Annotated in this window: 16 protein-coding genes and 1 pseudogene; 16 read left to right on the top strand and 1 reads right to left on the bottom strand. The window is 47.7% G+C overall.

The window, feature by feature from the left end:
• Nucleotides 1-118: 118 nt before the first annotated feature.
• From ACO5JD_RS06935 to ACO5JD_RS06860, 16 genes and pseudogenes are all read left to right on the top strand, one after another.
• On the top strand, nucleotides 119-3,346 hold the full coding sequence (locus ACO5JD_RS06935) for a PD-(D/E)XK nuclease family protein (RefSeq protein ID WP_484988682.1): 3,228 nt from the start codon (nucleotides 119-121) through the stop codon (nucleotides 3,344-3,346).
• The gene (locus tag ACO5JD_RS06930; protein WP_484988680.1) at nucleotides 3,346-6,954 is read left to right on the top strand and encodes a UvrD-helicase domain-containing protein; all 3,609 of its coding nucleotides are present in this window, start codon (nucleotides 3,346-3,348) and stop codon (nucleotides 6,952-6,954) included. The genes ACO5JD_RS06935 and ACO5JD_RS06930 overlap by 1 nt, the downstream gene beginning before the upstream one ends.
• A 168-nt stretch (nucleotides 6,955-7,122) precedes the next feature.
• Nucleotides 7,123-11,016, top strand: coding sequence for a DNA polymerase III subunit alpha (gene dnaE / locus ACO5JD_RS06925; RefSeq protein ID WP_484988678.1), 3,894 nt, complete (start codon nucleotides 7,123-7,125; stop codon nucleotides 11,014-11,016).
• Between the two features lie 194 nt (nucleotides 11,017-11,210).
• On the top strand, nucleotides 11,211-11,603 hold the full coding sequence (locus ACO5JD_RS06920; protein ID WP_035438202.1) for a desulfoferrodoxin family protein: 393 nt from the start codon (nucleotides 11,211-11,213) through the stop codon (nucleotides 11,601-11,603).
• A 19-nt stretch (nucleotides 11,604-11,622) separates the two neighbouring features.
• Nucleotides 11,623-13,695 (top strand): nitrilase-related carbon-nitrogen hydrolase, encoded by a 2,073-nt coding sequence (locus ACO5JD_RS06915; protein ID WP_484988676.1) that lies wholly within the window; start codon nucleotides 11,623-11,625, stop codon nucleotides 13,693-13,695.
• Between the two features lie 196 nt (nucleotides 13,696-13,891).
• Nucleotides 13,892-14,566, top strand: a complete 675-nt coding sequence (gene ruvC / locus ACO5JD_RS06910; RefSeq protein WP_021625534.1) for a crossover junction endodeoxyribonuclease RuvC — start codon at nucleotides 13,892-13,894, stop codon at nucleotides 14,564-14,566.
• On the top strand, nucleotides 14,563-15,198 hold the full coding sequence (ruvA, locus tag ACO5JD_RS06905; RefSeq protein ID WP_021625533.1) for a Holliday junction branch migration protein RuvA: 636 nt from the start codon (nucleotides 14,563-14,565) through the stop codon (nucleotides 15,196-15,198). Before ruvC ends, ruvA begins: the two co-directional genes overlap by 4 nt.
• 3 nt (nucleotides 15,199-15,201) lie before the next feature.
• Nucleotides 15,202-16,290: a Holliday junction branch migration DNA helicase RuvB gene (gene ruvB / locus ACO5JD_RS06900; protein WP_484988674.1), complete on the top strand. Its 1,089-nt coding sequence runs from the start codon at nucleotides 15,202-15,204 to the stop codon at nucleotides 16,288-16,290.
• A gap of 78 nt (nucleotides 16,291-16,368) precedes the next feature.
• Entirely contained in the window at nucleotides 16,369-16,776 is a 408-nt protein-coding gene (locus ACO5JD_RS06895; protein ID WP_484988672.1) for a hypothetical protein, read from the top strand.
• Between the two features lie 89 nt (nucleotides 16,777-16,865).
• Nucleotides 16,866-18,023: an acyltransferase family protein gene (locus ACO5JD_RS06890; protein ID WP_484988670.1), complete on the top strand. Its 1,158-nt coding sequence runs from the start codon at nucleotides 16,866-16,868 to the stop codon at nucleotides 18,021-18,023.
• A 120-nt stretch (nucleotides 18,024-18,143) separates the two neighbouring features.
• Complete coding sequence (locus tag ACO5JD_RS06885) at nucleotides 18,144-18,962, top strand: ABC transporter permease (protein ID WP_484988668.1); 819 nt, start codon at nucleotides 18,144-18,146, stop codon at nucleotides 18,960-18,962.
• On the top strand, nucleotides 18,952-19,806 hold the full coding sequence (locus ACO5JD_RS06880; protein ID WP_021625528.1) for an ABC transporter ATP-binding protein: 855 nt from the start codon (nucleotides 18,952-18,954) through the stop codon (nucleotides 19,804-19,806). The genes ACO5JD_RS06885 and ACO5JD_RS06880 overlap by 11 nt, the downstream gene beginning before the upstream one ends.
• 172 nt (nucleotides 19,807-19,978) lie before the next feature.
• Entirely contained in the window at nucleotides 19,979-20,419 is a 441-nt protein-coding gene (locus ACO5JD_RS06875) for a MarR family winged helix-turn-helix transcriptional regulator (RefSeq protein ID WP_484988666.1), read from the top strand.
• 32 nt (nucleotides 20,420-20,451) lie between these two features.
• A complete protein-coding gene (locus ACO5JD_RS06870) occupies nucleotides 20,452-21,297 on the top strand; it encodes a DegV family protein (RefSeq protein ID WP_021625524.1) in 846 nt (281 codons plus the stop codon).
• A gap of 392 nt (nucleotides 21,298-21,689) precedes the next feature.
• The gene (locus tag ACO5JD_RS06865) at nucleotides 21,690-22,067 is read left to right on the top strand and encodes a hypothetical protein (protein ID WP_484988664.1); all 378 of its coding nucleotides are present in this window, start codon (nucleotides 21,690-21,692) and stop codon (nucleotides 22,065-22,067) included.
• A gap of 561 nt (nucleotides 22,068-22,628) precedes the next feature.
• Nucleotides 22,629-22,844 (top strand): annotated as a pseudogene (locus ACO5JD_RS06860) (class II aldolase/adducin family protein); the annotation flags it as partial.
• 367 nt (nucleotides 22,845-23,211) lie between these two features.
• On the opposite strand, the gene ACO5JD_RS06855 reads toward ACO5JD_RS06860, so the two are convergent.
• Nucleotides 23,212-24,867 carry a DUF6020 family protein gene (locus tag ACO5JD_RS06855; RefSeq protein WP_484988662.1) on the bottom strand — a complete coding sequence of 552 codons (1,656 nt, stop codon included), beginning with the start codon at nucleotides 24,865-24,867 and terminating at the stop codon, nucleotides 23,212-23,214.
• Nucleotides 24,868-25,018 lie beyond the last annotated feature (151 nt).

Here is a 25,018-nt window from a genome sequence, read left to right as displayed (position 1 = left end):
TTGCTGTCCTGCAGGCGCGCTACCATAAACATGAGCAAATTTATATGAGTAGATTTTTCGCACCTAGTTTGGCCAATTAAGCCGCGGTGATATGTGTAGTACTGGTTTTGGAGGCAGCATGGCGTTGTGCATCGTTTCGACGGAAGAGCGGCAGTTGGTTGGTAGTGCGGCTCTTGATGTCTTGCGTCAGGGACTTGCGCATACGGGTAGGGTGGTGCTGCTGTGTCCTAGCTTTAATCAGGCGCTTCAGGCACAAAAAAACCTCTCCAAACGGGGTATTTGCTTGGGTGCTGACTGTACAACAGCGTCAGCATGGGTAGCAGAGCGCTGGGAAGTTTGGGGTGATGGACGTCATATTATTGACCCCATGAAGCGCAAGCTTTTTGCGCGTCGCGTGCTCCAGCATCATAGTGACGGTGAACCCTTGGCAGGCACGGTGAATTTACTTGCCGACTTTGCAGCAGCAAATATTGCGTGGCTACAACAAGGCCAGACAATATCTCAGCTTACCCAAGCAGAACATGACTTTGTTGCGCTGGTGGGGGAGTACCGCGAGCTTATTCATAGAGCCAACCTCATTGAAGAGAGTGAGGCTATGGCTGTGTTGCCCACCTTGCTTGCGCAGCACAAGGTGACCATGCCTGTGTTTGTCGTAACGGGAATGACGAGCATGACTCGTGCCCTGCGAAAGCTGCTCTGCGATGTGGCAACACTGACATCTGTGAATTGCATAATTTACCAAAGCAAAAGTCCTGCTTGTGATGTATTACGCCAGTTGATAGAGCAACTGCAACAAGAAGCACAGACAAGCAAAACACCCCTCAGTCTCATTGTTGCAGATACACCAGATAGTATTCATCCTCTTGGAAAAGGACGACCTGTTGAGGAGATCCGCGCCATTGAGCTCGATGTCCTTTCGCGTTCTATATTTGTTGCAGAAGCAAAGCAGTTGCAGCCGACGGGTGCGGTGGAATTGTTGCTTCCTGCAGGACCGCTGGCTGAGCCAGAAGCACTGGTTCGTTGTATCAAAAAGCTCGCGCAGGCGAGCTGCAAGGATATTGTTGTATGCACTTCGGATGTCAGCCGTGCAAGTCGAGAGCTTTCACAAAAGCTGCTGGCGCGTGGATTTACCCTGCGTACCGAGCAAAAAATCGCATTTGCAGATATGCAAGCAGGTCGGGCTTTCCTTGCATACTTTGCAAGCATTTTGCAGTTAAACGCTCTGGCACAAAACTGGCCTGCGTCTGAAAAAACAGCAGAGGGCACTCAAGTTGCGTTGGGGAATATGGATTGGTGGCCACCGCGCGGACTATCTGATTTTTTGATGTCAGGGCTTTCGCAAGTGCCTGCAGAATCCGCTCGTCGTCTTGATCGCAGCTGGCGGAGCAATCGATTGCTGACGCCAGCCCAGGTCTTGGCAGACCTTCAGTCAGAAAAGAAAAGCTCGCGTGCAATAGCGCTTGCAACTCGTGAATTGCTGGGAGGTCGTACCAAAGTCGCTGCAGCGCGCCTGTTGGAAGGTATCGAGACCACTATCAAAGCCACAACAACCTCCAACCGCGCTTTCAAAAAAAGCATGGTCGAGCAAAAAGCCGTTGTATCTGCATTGATGTCAGCTGCAACGTGCCTAGAAGAGCTGGGTATTGTAACGGCGCAAGCCAAGTCAGCCGCAATTTCTTTGGACGAGTATGGGAGTCTGCTTCAACAACTACTTTTGTCAAATCAAGTCATTTTACGTTGGGATGAGGAGGGCGTAACAGAGCAGGACATCGGTGCGCAAGACAAAAGCCCTTCCTCTCTCGTACGCATTTTATCTCCGACCTCGGCTGCTCGTCTTGCATCATCTTCTACCGATGCCTTGGTACTTTGCGGACTTACTTCTGCCGAAACAAGCATTTCGCGAGATTCTTCCCTTGCAGCTTCACTGGCAGAACGCTTGCATATAGAGGAAGCACCGGATCCCATTGCCCAAGTGCGTGCACAATTTGCTGCATTGTTAGAACTGCCACGCAAGCAGCTGGTGCTTGAACGATGCTTAAAAACAGCAGATGGCAAGGATGCATATTCTGCCGTTATGTTGGTAGAACTGCTTGCCTGTTATGGGGTTGAAGGGTCCGATAAGCCGGAGAAATTCCTCAAGTCTGCAAAGAAAGCCTTTGGTAATAAGCTCGTAGAAGAGCGTTCCGAGACTGAGATAGAGCAAAACTCCGCTTGGTCGGGCGAAAATCCCCATCAGATAGCAATTGATACGCCAGCTCCTGCGGGTAAGATTTCGCCCGAGCTCACACCCTTTGTAATTGTTCCAAATGAGGGACGAACGCTGAGTCCTAACGAGCTGCCGCTATTATCGGCATCGCAGATTGAAACCTACCTCGAGTGTCCTTATAAGTGGTTTAGCCTTCGAAGGTTACGTCTATCTGATGCGGATGCAGGTTTTGGACCTGCGGAAATGGGAACTTTTGCCCATCGAGTACTTGAGCTGACACACGGGCGGCTCTCTGAGGAAGGAGCCAGCGTCCATACGACAGCGGGTCTACAGCGTGCCCATGAATTGCTTGACGAAGTTTGTGTTGAACATTATCGCCATCAATACCTACTGCGTGGCGGTAATACGGTTGAGCAGCAGGCATTGATTCCACATGGACCGCGTGAACGCGCCCAACTTGATCGCCTGAGTGAGGACCTTCATTCGTTACTTGACTATGAATCAAGCTTGTTTTTGGGTTATGAGCCCAAGCAATTTGAGTGGAGCTTTGGACGCGGCGATGAGGTTATCGAGTATGCCGGGGCACGCTTGGTAGGTACCATTGATCGTGTGGATGTGGACGCGCATGGACTGGCAGTGGTTATTGACTATAAACACAAAGGGGTAAACGGTTTTACCAAAGAATATGATGCTTTTGGTAAAAAACCCCACGAGCTTGGGCATGCGCTCAAAGAGCTTAGGCGCGTGCAATCGCTGATATATGCGCAGGTAGTACGTCGTGCTCATCCTGAGCTGCGTGTGGTTGGGGCAGTATATCTCTGTACCCGCGATGACCATGCTTTGGCAGGCGCTGTGGACGCCAATCAAGCAGAACGCATCTATGGGCAAGACCTCTCAAAAGCCCGTGCAGATGCTGTGTGCGTGGATCCTGCCGACGACTTTGGTCGTAGCGAGCAGGCAAAAGTGGCAGGCACCAACTGGGATGGAGATGCGGGTCTTGACGGGCTGCTTGATGCCTGTGAGGAGGCCATTGCACCACGTATTGCAGAGCTTCGTGCAGGAGTAATTGATGCAAACCCACTTGATGAAATTTCGTGTCAATGGTGTCCCGTGCTGAATTGTGAAAAGAGGCGCTCATAATGGCTGAATTGGAGTTTCTTGCAGGGCTCAATGAGGGCCAACGCGCCATTGCTCAAACGCTTGACCGTCCGCTTTTTGTTGAGGCAGGAGCTGGCTCAGGCAAGACGTTTACGCTGACCCAGCGCATTGCTTGGGCACTCAGTCCTGGCTCTGGTGTGTGTGGCAAACCATATTTAGATAGTCTCGATCAGGTACTTGTAATTACTTTTACCGAGGCCGCTGCACGAGAAATTCGTGAGCGCGTGCGCAAAACTCTACGAGCTGCTGGAGCTACTGATCCACATATGCGTGAGGCAGCGCTTGCAGTTGATGGTGCCTGGATTTCGACCATTCATGGCATGTGTTCGCGTATTTTGCATCAGCATGCGCTGGATTTGGGAATTGATCCAAACTTTAGCCAATGCACGGAAAACCAGGCTGACGAACTCAAAGGCATCGCACTCGAAGAGGTTGTGGGAGGTGCATATCGCCAAGGCGCGTTTTCTGAGCTTTTCTCTTTTTATGGCTATGGGCGCATGTTTGACGGAGGCCGTGCAAGTGGGGTTCTCGATCTTGTGACCAGTATGATTGCCGCCGCTCGTCGTTGCCCCCATGGTTTTGATGATCTAGTGCTTGTGGGTGGAGATGGTGCCGAAACAATATACCGCTCAGTGGCACATCTGCTCATAGCTTTTGAAGAGTTGGGGTCTCGTAAGCTCACACCAAAGGCGGCAGAAACAGTTCAGACATCGCTTGGGGCCCTGCGGGGACTTGTACTAGATGGCCCCAAGCGTTCAACACTTGGCGAAATCGAAGCTGCGTTAGCGAGTGTTTCGGTGCCACGGTCAAGCAAAACAATTGCTGATATTCAGCCGGATGTTGTTTCTGCTTTGGCACTTGCTCGGGCAGAGTTTGCCTTTGTTCAGGTTGGCAGATTTGGCAGTGCAATTTTGCAGTTAGCGCGTCAGGTGGATGAGCGCTATGCAAAGCTCAAATACGAGCAGTCTCTGCTGGATAATGACGATCTTATTCATATGGCTTTGCAAGCAGTACGCAAGCGCCCCGAAGTGGCGGCTGACTATGCACAGCGTTTTCGTCTAGTCATGGTGGATGAGTTCCAGGATACCGATGAAGCTCAATTGGAGCTTATCGGCATGCTTGCTGGTAAAGATGCTGAACACCTGTGTACGGTAGGTGATGCTCAACAGTCGATTTATCGTTTTCGCGGGGCAGATGTTGAGGTATTTCGCAAACATGGGGCCGCACTCTCGACAGATGCGCATGTGCGACTGCAGACAAACTATCGCAGCCATGCAGATATTCTTGCTCTTGTAGAGCGTATTTGCGGAGGTGTGCCTACGATAGATGGCACGCTTGCAGGTGGTGTCCTGGGTGGCTATATGCACCTCGATGCTTGGGATGGGCGAGACGATGCGTATACGGCGCAATCTCTTCCGCGTGTAGCCATCGAAGCAGTTACAGGCCCTGGTCAATCAGGACGAACAACAAAATTTCAGGCAGCAACTCTTGCTGCTCAGATTGCAGATCGACTAGCACAGTATGCAGCGGCAGGTACAAATGCAGGAGATATGGCTCTGCTTTTGGGAACAACCTCTCATGCGGCAAACTATATCGACGCCCTGCGAGCTCGTGGACTTGAGTGTGTGGTGACTGGCGGATCTACCTTTAGCTCGACTTCCGAGGTTCAGGTTATGTGCGCACTGCTCTACACCTTGGCAAATCCTGGGGATACTCAGTCGGGCCTATTTCCACTGCTTTCCAGTGAAGTATTTGTCCTTGATGCAGATGATTTCTGCATGCTGGGCACACGCTCTCAAGAAAAACTAGATGCTCCTACAAAGCGGCAGATTGACCGTGGCCTTGAGGATATGAAGTTTTTCGGAGACGTAAAAGCTTCCGAACGTCTCAAGGCAGCTCATGCGGTGCTTAGCCAAGCGCTTGCGGATTTAGCGCACAAGCCAGTTGCTGATGTCTGTCTACAGGTGGTGCGTGATTCTGGCTGGCTTGCTCGTCTTTCTCACCAAGGCGCTGAAGGTATGGCGCGCGCTGCTAATGTTTTAGCTGCCGTACGATATATTCGCGATCTTACCGAGGAGTTGGGACTGGGACCTGCTCGGGCTGCAGCGGAATTTAATCGCTGGCTAAGTCTTGCAAAGATTCCTCCTGCGTCTTTTGCAGGGGGAGAGGCAGGTGCCATTCAAGTAATGACCATTCATGCATCCAAGGGTCTTGAGTTTCCTATTGTGGCAGTAGCCGAATGCTGGTCAAACCCTCGTGGCGATACGGGCATTCTTGCAGGTAGTTTGAGCGTTGCTGGTATGTCAGCAAATACTGTTTCTCAAAATGTACAAGCCTGCGTGATTTGTCCCAAAGATTGCTCAAGTTTAGTCGCAAAGGTGCGAATGGATGAGGGCAGCAGTTGGAAAGGCTCAGAAAGTGCGACGATTGCAGAGACCTATTTAGCACTCAAGCAGCTTGAAGACAAGCAGAGCAAAGAAGAAAAAGCGCGTTTGCTCTACGTTGCATTGACTCGTGCACAGGAAGCAGTTGTCCTAGGAATAAGTTGTGCTTCTAGCAAAGCAGGTATAAGTTCGACGCTTGCAGCTGGAAGTATGCAGGCGCTTGTTGGTGCTGACATGCCTGCTATAGGTGAGCAGAGCCTTGACTTTGGGGGGAGTGCTGATGCACTGCTTCGCGTAGTGGAGGTCTGCCAGCAAAAGGTTCCCAAGGGCGATCCTGTTGTGCTTGAACTGTCATCTGCAGGTAATCTAGCGGGTTTTGACACAGAGCTTACAGGTCCCGTCCCGGAGGATTTACTGGTGCTTGGAACGGACGGCATTGACGCAGACATGCAAGACAGTATCACGTCAGACAGTGATTTTGTGCTCTATCAACGCGAGACCGAAACCGCAGTGCAGCTGAGTACATGGCGTCCCCGTCAAGGAGTTTTTAGCTTTTCGTCAATGAAGGCTGCGCTAGATGATGAAGTTCTACAGCACAAAGATAAAGCTCCAAAAAAGCCCCAAGCGCCACAGCTCAGTGAGGAAGATGAGGCTGGAGAATATGCCGATGCCGATCGTGCGACCAATCTAGGTTCTGCTTTCCATGAGCTTGCTCAGACTATGATCGAAACAGGACACGTTCCTTCAGATGAGCAAATAGAGCATATGTCTATCTATTGGCATCTGTCGAGCCGCGCTGAATTGCGTCTGCAGACAGCATTACAGCGCTGGATTCACTCAGATATTCGTGTTGAGGCGTTGCAGTACAAAAATCTCCAAGCGGAGTTGCCCTTCTTTGCGCCAGCGCCCAAGGGTACCGAGCGTTTTGGTGACTACATTGAAGGTGCAATTGACTTGCTTTGTACCAACCCTGGTTCTACAGAAGCACTGCTTGTTGACTATAAAACAGGCGATAAAAACCTTACGCCTGCTGAGATTTATGAGTATCACAAAACCCAAGCACGCCTCTATGCTCGTGTGCTTCTAAATCAAGGTTTTACTGCGGTTACCTGTGCTTTTGTCTGTGTCGAACTTGATGCGGGCGAGCTTTTGGGAGACAACAAGATGGGTCAGCCATATGTTGTACGCTACGATTTTCATGTATAGAGAAGTGATTGTTAGCTCTCAGTGATGTCCATTTGCTGCGTTAGAATTGATAGCGGAAAACAAAGACAATAGGAAATGCGGATAGGATATGTGCCTCGTGGTATGCGTAGGCACAGGGAGTCTTTTTGGTAAGTCCCGCCCATCCCGCGCACAAGGGAGAGTACACGTATGGCCTTTGTACACTTGCATAGCCACTCTGACTTTTCGGTACTCGATGGAGCTACGCGCATACCCGATATGGTCAAACGTGCAGTTGACCTAGGGATGCCTGCCGTGTCTCTGACCGATCACGGTTATATGTTTGGTGTGCCCAACCTTGACCTTGAATGTCGCAAATACAACGACGCTGCTGCGGATATGAAGCAATGGAAACACGATGTTGAGTGTTTCAAAAAATCTTGGGAGCTCGTCGAACCCGAACCCGATGCACCAGATGCTGCACCTCATGATCGTGTGCATGCGCAATGGGAAAGCGATGTTGCTATCTGGGAGTCTACGGGTGGCGATCTTAGCGCGGTTGAAGCAAACCGTCCTACGCTTGTGGTCAAGCCCATCTTTGGTTGCGAGGCCTACTTCATTACGGATGATCAAATTGAGCACAAGCCCAATCAAAAGCGATATCACCTTATTTTGCTGGCAAAAAATGAGACGGGCTACGTCAATCTGATGAAGATGATGTCCCAAGCTGCCAATGAGATGATGTATTACAAGCCTCGTACCACCTTGGGTATGCTCGAAAAATATCACGAGGGCATCATCTGTCAGTCTGCCTGTGTACAAGGCATCATTCCTCAAAATATTATCGATGGAAATATTGATGAGGCAGAGCATTGGGCTCGCGAATATCAACGCATATTTGGTGATGACTTCTATATTGAGATTCAAGACCATGGCCTTAATTTCCGCGGTGGATGGACCGACCGCACGCTTGACGAGCGTCTCGTCGCACTGGCGCAAAAGCTGGGTATCAAGGCAGTTGCTACCAACGACTTCCACTACCTTACCCGCGAGGACGCGCCAACTCAGGACATTATTAGCTGCATTGGGACCGCTAGTCATATTGATGATCCTGGTCGTCTGCATATGGAGGGTAGCGAGTTTTACATGAAGAGCGAAGAAGAGATGCGCGCTCTCTTCTCGTGGATTCCTGAAGCCTGTGACAATACGCTTGAGATTGCAGAAAAGTGTCAGTTTGAACTTGACTGGTCAAGTATGTACTTGCCTAAGTTCCCTGGTTTGGCAGAGGGGGAGACCTCTGAGGAACGTTTCCACGCTGAATGTGAAAAAGGTCTTGAGCAACACTATGGGCCCGACTGGCGTACCCGTGAGATCAATGGCATTAATATCCAAGAGCGTTTTGAGTACGAGTACAAAATCATTTGCGATAAGGGCTTTGCTGACTACTTTCTTATTGTGCAGGAATATGTCATGTGGGCCAAAAACAATGGTATTGGCGTAGGTCCTGGTCGAGGTAGTGCAGCTGGCGCTATTGTTGCTTATGCAATGAACATCACCGCTTTTGACCCGCTAGAAAACGGCCTGATGTTCGAGAGATTTTTGTCACCTCAGCGCTCCGAAATGCCCGATATCGATATGGACTTCGACGATGAGCGGCGTCTGGAAGTCATCCAGCATGTTCGTGAACTTTATGGACCTGAGCGTGTTTGCCACGTTATTACCTACTCAACTATCAAAGCCAAGCAAGCAATCAACGATGCCGCTCGTGTGCTGGGATTTCCTGTGTGGCAAGGTCAGCGGCTGTCCAAGATGCTTTCCAACGACCCCAAGCTTGCCTTGCAAAATGCGCTTGAAAAAAATGAAAAGAAACCCGATCAATTTTCACCCGACTTTGCCGAGGCTTACGAGAAGGATGCCGATGCGCATCGCATTATTGATGCAGCTCTCTCTATTGAAGGCCTCACCCGAGGTGAAGGCGTGCATGCTTGCGCCGTTTTGATTGCACCGACGCCCGTTAACGATCATGTGCCTACCAAACTCGATACCAAGGGTGGCGTTGAGATTACCCAGTACGAGGGTCACTCGGTTGCCGACATGGGTCTGCTCAAGATGGACTTCTTGGGCCTGCGCACATTGACCGTTATTTCAAAAACTCTCGCCAATATTCGTGCGAGTTATCCCCATGCCTCTGATATCGAGCGTATGCCCAAACTTGTGCGTTCCTGCATCAAGCCTGGTGCTACCTGTGTGGATATCGATGTGGACAAGATTCCTTTTACCGACCCCAAGATTTATGAGCTACTGGGCTCGGGTGCTACGGCAGGAGTATTCCAAGTAGAGTCTGCGGGTATGACAGCCACCATCAAAAATATGCAGCCCAAAGAATACAAGCAAATCGTTGCATTGATTGCTCTATATCGTCCTGGTCCTCTAGGTGCTGGTATGGTTACCAGCTATATCAACCGTATGAATGGTCGCGAACCTATCGTCTTTTACGACGATCGTCTTTCGGAGATTTTGGACGAAACCTACGGCACAATCGTGTATCAAGAGCAGGTCATGCAGATTTCGGTCAAGATGTCGGGCTTCTCCGCTGGTGAGTCCGACTCTCGCATCCGCAAACCTGTGGCAAAAAAGAAAATTAAGCTGCTCACAAGTACCGAATTCCATTGGGACAACGGTAAAGATGAGACGACCTACGACCATTGGATGAATGGTGCTGTCGAAAACGGCTACGAACGTGCGACCGCTCAGCGTATTTGGGATGACGTTCTTGAGTTTGCTTCCTATGCCTTCAATAAATCCCATTCTGCAGGTTATGCCATTCTCGTTATGCAAACAGCCTGGCTCAAGGCGTATTTCCCGCGTGAGTTTATGGCATCGGTGCTCACCAGCTACATGGGCAAGACGGACAAGATTGTTCACTACGTTACTGCCTGTCGTCACGAGGGTATTCAGATTTTGCCACCCGATATTAATGAGTCGGGTCGTGACTTTACGGCAACTCCTGCAGGTGTTCGCTTTGGCTTTGCAGGCATCCGTGGTGTTGGTGAAGGCGTAGCCGAGCTCATCATGGCCGAGCGTGAGAAGGGCGGACCTTTCAAGCATCTCAACGATTTTGTTGATCGTGTTGATGGTTCATCGGCAAACCGTCGTGTTGTTGAAGCACTTATCAAGAGTGGTGCCTTTGATTCTACGGGTTATCCGCGTCGCCAGCTGATGATTATGGTTGACAAAAACAACCCTGAAAATATCCTTGATGCTGCTGCTCGTCGCCAAAAGGATAGAGCTGCTGGCCAGAGCAGTCTTTTTGATATGTTTGGCGATGTAGAAGGCTCTGGTTTCACCGATGAAGTGCCTAAGCCCGATGGGGTGGAGTGGGAGCGTAGCGACAAGCTTCACAACGAGCATGAGGTGCTGGGACTTTACGTCTCGGATCACCCTCTGCGCCCGTATGAGTATGCACTTTCCAAAGCGCGCGACTACACCATCGGCGAACTCAACGAGACCGAAGAAGTACCTGATCCCATGACAGGTGGCATGATTGAGCGCCACAAAGTTGCAGAGGACAAGCAAATTCGCCTTGCTGGTATGGTGACCTCTGTGCAAAAGAAGACCACCAAAAACGGTGATCCCATGGCGATTGTGACCTTGGAAGATATGGAAGGCGAAATTACGTTGGTTGTCTTCCCCAAGCTTTACAAGAAATCGGCTGCCATTCTTGCGGGTGAAGCTGATGCTGAGATAGGTGGCTCTGCGAACGATGTCTTTGTCAAAATCTCGGGTAAGCTTGAGCGCTCAGATCGTGGCGATCAAATTATCTGCAGCTCTATCGAAGGGCTAGAGCTAAGCGCGTCATCAAACCGCCCCAAGGTTATTGAGCTGCGCATGACGCCGAGCGTCCTGAGCTACGACCGTATGCAAAGATTGCATGACATTTTGTCTCGCTATGTGGGCCTTGATCGCGTGGAACTGCTTGTTCAAGAAAGTTCGGGCCACACATTGCGCATGGAGCTGCCTACTACGGTGGATGCACGCAGCATGATGCTGATGGCAGAACTTAAGGATCTCGTTGATCCCGAAGGAAGCATTGCTTTTGCCTAAGCGCGCCGTGCGGCACACGTGATGTCGAAGCAAAATCTGCACACCCCCTCGCGACGCGTGCCAGAGTGATACACGCTGATGGATGTGTGACTCGTTGGACTTGCGTTAATTTGCGAATGGCAGTGTTATTTATTGGGGATGTGCCACAATGGATATACGACGCGATGAGGCGCCGTAAGGAGAGAGGAAAAGTTATGGCCGAGCCTACTTTTTATCGTTGCAATAAATGTGGCACCATGGTCGCTTTGCTCAAGAAGGGTAGCTGCGATCCTTCTTGCTGTGGCGAGCCCATGGAGATTCTCGTAGCTGGTTCTGTTGACGCTGCTGTTGAGAAGCACGTTCCTGTGATTACCGAGGCCGAAGATGGCAAGCACATCCTCGTAAAGGTTGGCGTTGTTGAGCATCCTTCCATTGAGGAGCACTACATCGAGTGGATTGCCTTGGCCGCTGAGGATAAACTCTTTGTTCGTTATCTCAAGCCTGGCGACAAGCCTGAGGCTAAGTTTGGCAAGTGCTGCTCTAAGGGTGCTACAGTTTATGCTTATTGCAACCTTCATGGTTTGTGGAAAGCTGAAGTTGAGCTCTAAGCTCAGATAGGTGTTACGCGTGAAGATTGGTATCGCGCAGCTTAGCGCCCGTGCGGGAGATTTCTCTCGCACGGGCGAGCGCATTATCGCATATAGCGAGCAGGCCGCCCGACAGGGCGCAGAGCTGCTCATTTTCCCCCTGTCTACGCTCGCGGGTATTTGTCCTGTACCCTATGTAGACCAGGAGGGTCTGCTTATCGATTTGTCAGATATGTTGTCAAGTCTTGTCGATAAGCTAGCCTGCCCCTGCCTCTTACCCTTGGCTTCGCTTTCGGCTCATGAGCCTGTAGAAGAGATCTTCTTAATTGCAAATGGCGAGGTCATACCCCTGCGCCTGACAAATTTGACACGCTCTATGGGCGGTAATGTCATGGCAGCTATGACCGATGGTGTAGAGCTTTTGAGCAGCGAAAGTAGTATTCCTACCTTTGATATGGCGGGTATCAAATTTGCACTGGCAATGACTGACGACAAGCTCGACGAGCTGGTGAGTTTGGATTACGGCGTCAACGCTGTCATCTATTTTTCCTCTCAGACCTATGCGGCAAATGACAGCGATTCGGTGTTGGCAGCGGGATTACCTGATAATCGTTATACCCAAGATGCGCGGGACATGGAATCTTGGCTTATAGCACTGGGATCGCTTGGTAGCTTTGATGATGCTGTTTGTACAGGTGGCAGCTTTGTATTAGCTCCCGATGGGCAAGCGGTAGCGATAGCTCCTTCATGTGAAGAAGCGCTGTTAGTAGCTGAGATTGGCCTACAGCCTAGAGACCCTGAGCAAGATGTTCCCAAGCCTGTTCCCTATGATCGTAGTTCTTTTCGTTGGCAGGCGTTTTCTCTTGCTTTGAAAGATTTTACTGCAGCACAAGGCATGCAAGATGTTGTGCTCACCCTTGATGGCACACTGAGTTCTGCTGTTTTGGCTACTCTTGCTAGCGATGCGTTGGGTCCCATGCATGTGCATGCTCTGCTTGCAACACCGCTGGAAGGTACGCCTGCCTTGCGTAGTGGTGGCAGGGGAGGATCTCTTGCCCGTCCGCGTTCGGCAGCACAAAGAGTACTTGCAATGCGTCAACTCGCTGCAAATTTGCATATCAATCTGCATGAACGTAATCCTCGTCTTGTCCAAGCAAGTGCGGTTTCGCTGCAGGATTCTGCAGGAATTGACGAGCGTCTTGCTGCCATTGCTACCGAGCGCGATGTGATTGTGACAGAAGCTCGCCAGCTTGCACGTCGGCTCCATGCTCTACTACTATCTTCCCGTGACAAAACGTGGCTTGCCCTTGAGGCAGATGGTCTGAGTGCTGCGGCAGATTTACTTCCTTTGGGTGATCTTTATCGCACAGATGTGCTAGAGATGGCACGCACGCGCAATGCAAGCTCACCTGTCTTCCCTGATTTATCGCTCGCTCCTTGTGACCTACCCGAACTGCTTGATAGCGATACATTCGATGATGTGGCAACTGATCCCGAGGATCAATTGCGGCAGCTTGATTTGATCTTAAGCATGTATATCGAGTGGGAACGTACACCATCTGATATTCAGCGCTCACAAGGGATGTCTGCACTTATAGAAGCGGCGGTGACTGCTTTTCATGCGCATGCTTTGGCAAGAAGCAATGCAGGTGTGGTATTGCGTGCGAGTACACGCAGTCTTGCCGATGCTCATAGGCCTTTTGGCTTGTCTTGGCACGATAGAGCAGACCGTAAAGAACTGTTGCCGGGTAGCAAAGATCTCTCTCTTTTGGCACAGGAGTTGGCAGCTGCGTTTGAGGCAGGTCTACAGGATGTCGATGCAAACAATCCCTTTGTAGATGCGCTCTCAGATCTGCTTGATGGTGCACAAATTTCGGTGTTTGACCCTCAAAAACAAGCAGAGCAAAACGTTGATATCAGCTTTGGATCGGTCGATATTTCAAAAAAGCCTGAAAGCAGTCGGCAAAATATTGCCAATCTTATGGACTATATGAAAGGCTTTGGCTTGGTAAATCCCGATAACGTCGATGGACATATCGTCGCCGATGCTGAGGGTCATATGGGTTTTGGTGGCTTTGCAGGAAATGGTTTTAGCCCATTTTCCGAAAACTAAACGTCCACAAACCGTCCTATTAGGTGTGCTGTTTGTAAGTATGGTTTAGCTTCGCGCATGTTCAGATGCACCTGAGGGATGAAGTGTGCTTGCTATCTCGGTGAGTGACTCGGTCTTGCGTATGCCCTGATTTGGGATATGATAGAACGAGTGTTCTTATTTGTGTGGGCAGGCGAGCAAAAGGGCGGTGCAAAACATGATTGTGCTTGGCATTGACCCAGGTCTTGCCCATACTGGTTGGGGTGTGATTGAGGTTCGTGGCAATACTTGTCGTGCCAGAGCCTATGGTTGCGTGACTACGCATCCTACAGAGTCCATTGATCATCGTCTGGGTAGCATATTTAATGAGATTAGTGATGTGATTAGCCAGTACCATCCCAGTCAGCTTGCTATCGAAAAGATTTTCTTCGGCGAAAATGAGCGTTCTGCTATTGCGACAGCTCAGGCTCGAGGAGCAGCAATTGTTGCCTGTTCTCGAGCAGGCCTTGAGGTGGGTGAGTACACTCCCATGCAGATAAAGCAAGCTGTAGTAGGCACAGGAAGTGCCGACAAGTATCAGGTTATTTTTATGGTGCGCAATATTTTGGCACTTGACCATGATCCGCATCCCGACCATGCGGCAGATGCACTTGCTGCAGCAGTTTGTCATGTCCTGTTGGTACGTACCCAGCGTGCAACGCGTCGCATGGCGGCAGCTGACGCTCTTCGTGAAGCAGAGATTGCCAGTCGCAAGCAGGCGGCAGCAGAGGCGCGTGAGGTTACAGCGGCTGCAACTGCTTCTCGCGCTCAGATGGGGCAGCTGCCCAGCAGCAGGACAAGTCGTATTTCCACTCGAGACGGCGTACGTACACCGAGGAAGGCTAGCTCATGATTGTTCAGCTCACGGGTACCCTCATAGAGGTTTTGCCAACACACGCAATTCTTGATGTGGCAGGTGTCGGTTATGAGCTGGGCATTTCGGCTAATACTGCCGCAGCACTCCCTGCAGTAGGCGAAGCTGGCGTTACGTTGTTGACACGCATGGTGGTGCGTGAGGATGCGATGGAACTCTATGGTTTTGCCAATCGCCAGGAGCGTTCGCTCTTTGACCGCTTAGTGGCGATTTCGGGTGTGGGTCCCAAACTCGCTCTTTCGGTGCTTTCAACCTTTACTCCTGCGACCCTTGCAACGGTTGTTGCAACTCAGGATGCCAATCGTGCAGCTACAGTGCCTGGTGTGGGCAAAAAGAAGGCTCAGAGACTACTGGTAGAGTTACAGGATGTTTTTGCCAAAGATGCAGAGCTTCGTAGCTTGGTTGGACTTGAATCTGCAACTACAAACAATCAGGTATCAATTCCTTCGGCCTTGCGCGATGTCAAAACCGAAGCAAGTGAGGCTTTGCTTTCCATGGGCTTTACGCCTCAGGAGACCGAGTTGGCGCTGGATGGTTGCGATGATGCCGCTGCATCTTCGGTGGAAGCAGCGCTTGCATATGCTCTCAAGCGCTTGGGGAGGGGAGTGTAGGCCATGGCAGTATGGGAAGCAGATGCAGATGATCTCTTTGCGGACGATGCTCAAGGCAACGCTGCTCCTTTTGGCATGGGAAGTATGGGTGCTTCGCGTGGTGTGAGTACCGAGCTTACTGCTGAAGATCTTGATGTCGAGCATAGTTTGCGCCCACAGACTCTGGAAGAATATCTTGGTCAGGAGCGCGTGCGCACCAACCTCCGTGTGCTTATCCAAGCAGCGCGCGATCGCAATGAACCGCTTGATCACGTGATTTTTTCGGGCCCTCCAGGCCTGGGCAAGACAACTCTTGCTGGTGTTGTTGCAAATGAGATGGGAGCAAAACTACGCACTACTTCTGGCCCTGCTATTGCACGTACAGGTGATCTTGCTGCTATTCTTACCAATCTCGAACCCGGAGATGTGCTCTTTGTTGACGAGATTCATCGCTTAAACCGTCAGGTAGAAGAAGTGCTCTATCCCGCGATGGAGGACTTTTGTCTAGATATTGTGATTGGCAAAGGGCCTGCTGCCCGCTCGATTCGCCTTGACCTGCCCAAATTTACGCTCATTGGTGCTACAACGCGCACTGGTCTTTTGACAGGACCTTTGCGCGATCGCTTTGGTATCAGTTACCGCCTCGATTATTACAACGTTGATGAACTGGCCTCGATTGTCTCGCGCTCGGCACATATCTTGGGAGTTGAGATTGACGAGCAGGGCGCTCGCGAGATTGCAAGTCGTAGTCGTGGGACACCGCGTCTTGCGAATCGTCTACTCAAACGTGTGCGTGACTATGCTCAGGTACGTGCTGGTGGAGATATAGACTGGAAAGTCGCAGCAGAGGCCTTATCCTTCTTTGAGATAGATGAGCTTGGTCTTGACTGGATGGATACCAAGATTCTTGAGGCTCTTACAAAAACATTCCGAGGACGTCCTGTGGGACTTACTACTATTGCTTCGGCAGTTGGCGAGGATCCTTCCACACTCGAAGACGTTTACGAACCTTATCTGTTGCAGAGAGGCTTAATTATCCGTACACCTCAGGGACGTCAAGCTACAGCTGTTGCCTTTGAACACCTCGGAGTCGCCTTGCCTTCACAACGCTAGAATGGTGCTGTTTACCTATGCTTGTTGAGTTCAAAATGTTTTCGATGAGCTACTGATTAGTCGTTGCGAGGAGTATTCATGCTGCAGAGAGATTATCTGCTGGAACTTATTTCGCAGTTTGTTGAGTCTATCTCAAAGGCGCTGAGGATAGCTCAATCTGTCAAAGAGCCGCGTATGGCCCTAGATGCTGCGGCCTCAGTTGAGCAGGACGTTGCAAGTCTGTTGGATATGGATCCTGCGGTTGCAATGAATCTCAGCCCTGATTCTCTTGTGACCATGATGGTGCTTTCTGGTTTGGGCGAGTCTTTGGCTGAGTATGTTGCCTTTGCGCTGATGCGTGCAGCTGATATTTACGAGCGCACTGGTGATAGTGATACTGCTGAATTCCGTCGTGCTCAGGCTCACGCTGTTGCTGAGAGTTTTGGTGCTGACTTCAATACGGTGCCGGAGGAATTTACGGCTTTGGTAGCGGAGCTTGATCAGTGAGCAGTCGAACTTCTATAGAAGTCCATTCCCAACAGAAGAGAACTCAGCTGTTCCCTCATTTTTTGGGGGAAGCAGCGCGTACGTTAACAATGCGTGCCAATACGCGCCTTTTGTCTATTGAGGCCCTCCGTGTAATAGCTATTCTCTGTATTGCCATCTTCCATAGTTTTTTGCCTTGGTTTGAATCCATGGTGGATTGGGATGGCTTTTTGGCAGGTACCGCACTTGCGCCAAATGGTCGCGCTTCCTTACAGGCACTCGTGTTTATGGGCAGCATCAATCAGCTTGGCGCTTGGGGCAATCACGTCTTTATTATGATCTCGGGTTTCTTTTTGCTACCACGAGCTGCGGAAACCTCGGTGTTACCAGGGTATTGGCACATGCAAGTACGCGTTACCGCCCGAAGAATTGCCATCATTTTAACTACGGTTGTCCTGTATGGACTTATCGCACTGATTGCACATCATTTTGCACCCGAAATTACCAATGCAGAGCTTGATGACTGGTATTGGATCAGTTTTGGCATCCAATTTGTTTGGGTGTATTTAGCGTTAGTGGTGTTGTGTCCTTTTATTGGTTGGTTGTGGTGGCGTGTCCGCAAGCAAAACCAACTGCTTGCCGCTCTGCTTATTGTGGTCTATGCCTTGAACTTCTATATTGCATTTTTTTCTCAGGGTACAGGTGAACCTGGTGTGCTTGATTGGCGCAAGCTAATGAGCGCTGTGAGCTATGGGATGAGTTTTTTGGTGGGTGGCTGGATTGCCCAACATGTACGTCCTGGTAGTTGTTGTTATGGCTGCCATGCTTTTGTGCTTGCACTTATTGGGATGATAGTTGCTGAATTTATTGCAGGAAGTCTTGGGGGTATAGATTCTGTCAACTCGCTGTCTTATCGTTCTACTTCAATATTTGCCTTTGCAATGGCGGTATCTGCATTGCTCTGCGCACTTGCACAGCCAGCAGATAGTGCTACGAGGTATCCGCGTCTCGCTTATGTTCTTGCCTTCGCGAGTGCAGGAACTCTGGGCTTTTATGTACTACAAGCCTTTTTTTCGACTGGTTGGCACACTGCTGCCGATACAATTCTTATGTGGGCCTTGGGATTTGGTCTTGCACCATTCATTGTGATAGGTAGTTTGTTTAGTTTGCTCTTTTATTTAGCTATCATTTTGCTTGATGCATGTATAGATCAAGTTGTTGTGCGTCGTGTAAGCAAGCTCTTTGTAGGCCACAAACCAGCTGAATAGAGTCTTCTGCGCTGTTTTTGGTCTGGCAATACGATGCAGATAGGCGTCAATGAAGCATTCGCTGTGCATTACTGTTATATGATAGACCGCTGATATTGTCGTCTTGAAGGGGAGGCGGGCGTGCTCGTTCTCATAAAGACATTTTTGCAGATGTTCCATGACAATTGGACTTGGCGCAAGCAGACTTGGGAGCTCGCAAAGATTGATTTGGTCAAGACCTACCGTGGTGCTGCTCTTGGCTGGATTTGGCTTTTTGTAAAGCCTGCCGTCTATATTGGCGTGTATTACTTCACATTTGCAGTAGGTATGCGTACGGCAGCGCCAATTAATGGCATGCCTTTCCTTCTGTGGATGGCGGTGGGTATTTTTCCATGGTTCTTTATGGGCGATATGATTGGCGGGGGAGGTAGTGATGTTTATCACCGATATTCCTTCTTGGTTAATCGTATTCGTTTTCCGCTGTCGGTTATTTCAACCTTCTTTACGCTTTCAAAGATGCTTGTTCTTGTAGGTACAATGCTTTTCACGATTTTGATGTGCCTCATTCTCAAGATTAAGCTGACCATTCATCTCATTCAGCTTCCGCTGGTATTTGCGCTCATGATGTATTTCTGGACGATGTGGTCTATCTGGCTTTCTCCACTCTCAGCTATCTCACGTGACTTTTCTAAGTTAATTGGCACCCTAAGTACACCATTCTTCTGGTTGTCTGGGGTTCTTTTTGACCTTAAGGCGCTTCCACATGTTGGTCGCATCATTATGTACTTTAATCCAGTTGCATGGGGTTGTGTGGCAATGCGTGATTGTTTTATTTTCCATAAATGGATTTGGCATAGTCATCATGAGTTTATTTGCTATCTCTTTATCTGCGTAGTAGTTACTGTGCTTGCGATGCACAGCTATGCTCGCCTACACAAGGAGGTACCCGATGTCCTCTAGGCCAAAGACTGGAGCAAAACTTTCTGTTAAAGCGCGTGCTATGCGAGCTGCTACTACGGAGAATGAACGAGTAAGTTGGGCAGGTGAGGGTGAAGCAAAGGTTATTCGAGATAATGATAAGAATAATCCCATAGCTGTACGATTTAGCAATGTATATAAGACCTATTACTTGTACAAGAATGACAAACAGCGCTTACTCGGTACCTTTACCAACAAGATTGATCACAAGGTTATCAATGCTACCGATAATCTTTCATTTACTATCAATCGTGGAGATTCTCTCGCGCTGCTTGGCTTAAATGGTGCTGGCAAATCTACTGCACTCAAGATGATTACGGGTGTGTGTTATCCCACCCGAGGCACTATTGAGGTTCATGGCCGCATCTCTGCTTTGCTTGAGTTATCAGCTGGTTTTGATGGCAATCTTACTGGTCGTGAGAACCTAGAAATGCGCTGTCAACTGTGGGGTTTTACCCGCGATGAGACAGAAGCACTTATCCCGCAGATGCATGAGTTCTCTGAGCTCGGTGATTATATGGAACAGCCCATTCGTACCTACTCCAGTGGTATGAAAGCGCGCTTAGGCTTTGCCTTTGCCTCTTCAATTAACCCTGATATTCTTGTAATTGACGAGGCACTTTCGGTGGGAGACAAGCGCTTCCGCAAGAAGTGCGAAGAGCGTGTCAAAGACATTATGGCAAAGGACAATCTGACGGTTCTTTTTGTAACCCACTCACCTGAGCAAGCCTTGCAATTCTGTACTCGTGGCATTGTGTTGCAGCACGGATCTTCGGTATTTGAAGGCGATATCGAAGGTGCTTGCCAGTACTACGATGAGCACTAAGTAGGTTTTTGCTCAGCGATCCAGAATGTTTTAAAAAATACAACGGTTTCGAAATTGAAGCCGTTGTATTTTTTTAGAATCCCATACGAAAGAGGTCTATATTGACTAAAATGTTGACTGCTCAACAAATTGTTGATGAGTCAACAAATCTAAGCATATTTAGGAGTGTTGAATGGCAGAAACAGATCGATTTGAAGCATTTGCCGGTATTATCTTCCAGCTTAACAAGGAAATACAGCGGCTGAAAAAAACCGAGATGGAACGTTTTGGTTTGCGTGGTACAGATGCTCTGCTCCTAGTATGTCTCAGCAAGCATTCCCAAGGAATAGCTGCAGCAGATATCGCACGCTCTATTGGAGTAGACCGTGCCCTAGTTTCGCGTTCTATCAATGCGCTTCAAAATACGGGATATGTGGAAGTAAGTACAGTTCAAGGCTCTACGAGCTATAGGAACCCTGTTCTACTTACGCCGAAGGGGTACAAGCTTTGGGGTGAAGTGAATAGGATTATCAATCGTCTTGTTGGCCAGGCTGCAAAAGACCTTGCAGCTGATGAAGTCACGGTTATGTATCGCGCACTCGGAAAAGTTTTAGAAAATCTCAAAGAGCTCTAGAAACTATAGATAAACAGACTGAGGAGAATTTAATGGCAATACGTATTATTTGCGATTCTGCAGCAGATGTTTCAGATATCCATCATGAGCAGCTAACCGTTATGCCTATCTCAGTTGCCTTTGGCAATGAAATATATCTTGATAATGTTGACCTGAGCAATCAACGTTTTTATGAAATGCTCTTAGAAACAGATACCACACCAACCACTGGTCAAGTTACTCCTTATGCTTTTGACCAAGAGTTTTCAGCTGCTGTGGAGAGAGACGAAAAGGTAGTTGCGATTACCGTTTCATCCCGTTTATCTGGTACCTATGCGAGCGCTGAAAGTGCTGCACAACCCTATGGTGACAATGTCCGTGTTATTGATAGCCTGAGTGCATCGCTTGGTACGCGTGTACTTGTTGAATATGCACTGCGTTGTGTTGACCAAGGGATTAAGTTTGATCAGCTAGTTGAAGATCTGCAGGTGCGTGTCCAGCATGTTCGGGTACTTGCACTTCTAAATACGCTTGAATACTTGCGTCGTGGTGGTCGTTTGCCAGCAGCAGCTGCAGCTTTAGGCAATTTGCTTTCTATCAAACCAGTAATTACAGCCGAAGATGGGGTAATTAGCTTAGTGGGAAAGGCTCGTGGCTCAAAAGCTGCAAATAATCTACTTACCAAAATGATTGAAAAATGCGGCGGCATTAATTTTGATATGCCTGTTGCGGTTGGTTATACAGGACTTGAGAGCAGCATGCTCAAGAAATATGTTGAGGACAATTCTCATTTATGGGAAGGTAAAGTGGATGAGCTCGCATACCACTCTATGGGAGGCGCTATCGGTACGCATGCCGGCCCTGGTGCCATTGCCGTAGCTTTCTTTGCGAATAGTTAGGAAGATATAATAAATACAGCACTGGTCTTTGACATAAAAAGAAAACTAATAGATAAAAACTAAAAAGTCTGGAATTTTATGACAACCCTATTTCACTTGCTACTGCAAAATACAACACAGGTCCTTGCGGTTATCTCAACACTATTTGGTATAGCTGCAACAATTTTCTCCCTATCATCTTTTTTTAGACAGAATCGAGAAAAGGAAAGAGAGCAAGCTTATAATATTGCTGCTTGGTGGGTGCGAGTCGATAAAAAACTCCACTAATATCCGATCGGATAGATTATTCGAATCCCATACATGATGGGGAACGTTACCTAGTTGGTATTAGATTAATTAACTGCTTAGATTCTCCTGTCTATGACGTAATAGTTACTGGCATTGCCTATAAAATGAAAAATGGAAAAAGGACAGACGACAAAATAAAAACTACTCTTAAGCTCCCCCTATTAACTCCAGGTGATTTTATTTCATTTGCTATTGATAAGGAAAAAAGTCAGAAAAAGAGCAAAGTGCCATGGTCTTATCCAGAAGAGTCATCAGCGCTAGATGTGAAAATACGACCTGTGCTAAATGATCCAAATTGGCGAATTACGAGTGTCTATTTTACAGATGCTGCTGGCAAAAAGTGGTGCAGAGGTGAAGACGCGGACAGTTCCAACAGAGAAAAAAATAACATAAAAGATGAAAATAATCCCTCCAACTTTTCAAGTCTTAATAAAACTACCTATGATTACATTTCGTGCACGGAACAGAGCGTATATTCTTGATAAAATCCGCATTATCAGCAATAGATACGGCAAACAATGGGAAATTTAGAAGTTCGAAGACAAGCTTACCGGATTCGGTATTTCACTCAGCTGGAAGCAGCGCAACATGCCTTTCGGGACAAAGAGTGTCATGTCTTCCTACATGGATAAAGACATTGATGAGATTATCAGAGGTGGTAGCGCTGAAAAGGCGTTTTTGTCTCTTAGACGGAAAACGAAGCGGAGTGGTTCAAGAACATCCTATATACTTCACTTTCGTTGTGATTGATGACACAGTGCTCCCTGTTGTCGCTGAGCGGTAGAACTTGGGATATCTGCTGTCGATGCTGATGAGGTAAGCAGTATGGTCAAGCGGTTGAAAGAGGTCTATAGATTCTAGTTAAGACGCGCCTACGCGGATGGATGAAGCATTAGGATGTTAGAAGCCAAATCTGTTAGTTGACCTCTGGTTGAGTTTGTGATGCATTGGGATGATGCCCGCATCAGTTAAAGGTGCGGGCATTCTTATTAAAAAGCTAGGGCTTTAACGTGAATCCTATTGCCTAACCAGGTTGTTTAGTACGCAATCATGGACCTTTTAGTTGGGGTAAAAATGCAGAACAAGCCGTCTATCATGCTAAGGTAATGGAAGAAGCTGCGCTTATGGCCTTGCGTACTGAAACTCTTTATCAAACTTCTCCCAAGAAGTGCGGAGGCGCTTGTGCTCCTCAGTATTTACTTGACAAGCATTATTTACGCAAACATGGTCCCAACGCTTATTATGGCCAACAAAGATAAGCCGTTAGTTCTTTATTGGATTAATTACTGACTTAATAAGTATTCTTAGATGACTCTTTTCATCTCTAGAATCATAAAGAGAGGGAGTAGCCTCGCGTTTTTTACCACTTTTTCTTTTATATATAAAAATCACTACTTCATACAGAAGTGTTTCTTTTTTGCCTGATTTGGATAGATGATATTGCATGGATGTTGTTTGAGTCCGGAGATTGTTGTTAACCTTTAAGGGTCAGGGTCGAGTTGCCACAGCCGAGTCAAGCGATAATCGCTGGTACGGCAGCATGTTACTTTCCCTTTTTACTGGTATATTAGGTTTTAGTATAAGGAAAAACATATGGTAAATGAGGTTTCAAAGCACTCGATTGCATCATCTATTACGGGCGAGATATACTGCATATGAAAAATAGAAGAATGAACTCAATACAAGAGATAGGCTATATCGAAATGCTCCGTTGACTGGTGAAAGGCAGCACATTATAAAAATGCCTACTGGTAATGAGAATGGAACTAGTCGTGATACTTTGACTCTTCTTGCTGTAGCAACTAAAGCTATTAATATTATCCAAATATAAGTGGCAGACGAATAAAATGGTCTCGAAAGCGGGATAGACCTCAATAGATGCGCCCATTGAATAATTGTGGCTCTCCAAGATTGAGTATCTTTGGAATGAGTAATAACGATATCACCATGGTAGTTAATGGCATTCTCACTTGGGCTTTCAATGGAAAAACCTGCATTATAAAATTCAAGTTTTTCAGGAAAATAATACCCATAGGTTTGATTAAAAGTAGCTGAAAGATAGATTCCAGGATGTTTTAGTAGCTGTGCTGTCCAGTTTCTAAAGTATTCCCGTAGCTGTTCCTTAGAAGGATGAAAGACAATTGCATTTTTTACTGGATCAGCAAAGTCATGATTGTATAATGCGCCAAGTTTATCTAGATTACCACTGAAAAAATTATTTAAAGAGGCGCGCTCTTCAGTCGTTAGATCTTTATTGAATTTACTTACATATCTTGCAGTCTGCTGAGCTGGAAGAGAAAATACTTCACGAATAGAGGCTGCTTGGATATTAAACCTCTTAACTACAATACGTGTAGTGACGGTTGCCAATAGAAACCCGCATAATAAGGTAGCAACGATTTTTCCCCAATGTAAATTCCATTTTTTTCGAGATAATAAAACAATGAGAACGACGAATAAGCAGATAAATTTACCGTCGTTTCGAAACAGGCAAAGGGCGTAAGTTGTAAAAAGAACTAATAAAATAGTCCTTTTATTAAAAATAGCGCTTTGGTTTAATAAAAAGTAAGTAAGCCACATAAAAGCAACACAATAATACGTATCTTTTACTTCCGTGACTGCGTACATAGGAATTACTGGAAGAAATGAAAATAACATTAAACAGAGCGCTCTTATCCAATAAGGTGTGCGCCATTTTTTCATGAGAGAAAAGCCAAAAGCGAGCGTAGCTAAGCAAATGATAAATTGAGGAATAACGTAAAGTGCGATACCAAGATTATCTGATCCAAGATATTTACCAATATCCATGCAAAACCCCATGAGCATTACACTCACGGGCGGGAAATGAGTTGTCCATACAGATGTACCGTAGTAATAGTTGAGAGAAGTTAAGGCATCAATATGCAGGACTCCTGGAAACACAGCAGTTAGGTAAGGAAGCCAGAAGATTAGCAAGATACAGCTGCAGGTAACAAAGGGATATTTGTCAAAAATAAGAGCAAAAGCCTTTCTATTATGTATATTTTTTTCTTGAGGAGCATCAAAGCAAGAATCAAGCCAAGTAAATAAATCTGTAAAAGCAAGCTTAAAGCCTATTAGTGCAGATAGAGAAAAAAATCCTGCAGCAATACCTCCTTTAGCAAGGAATTCCAACCCATTATTATTGAGGTAATTTAATCCCATAAGGCTAATAATGGCAGCAATCAAACCAGTAATAGATGTTGCTAATGGATGACCAAAGCTTAAACCTCTCTGGTGAATATAATAAATAACGATCACCATGACGCAAACGGGTAAACTAGCTTTAATTGAGCTAAAATATCCAGAAATATACATCAATATAGATGACAATGAGCTATTATCAAACGTTTCTAAATAGGTAGGGTTATATGCTATAAATGCAAACGTTATCAGTAAGGAGTAGATAAGAGAC

It is taken from the genome of Olegusella sp., from assembly GCF_057238325.1.
Note: the sequence above shows the minus strand (reverse complement) of the source record. Positions and strands in the feature narration are given on the sequence as shown.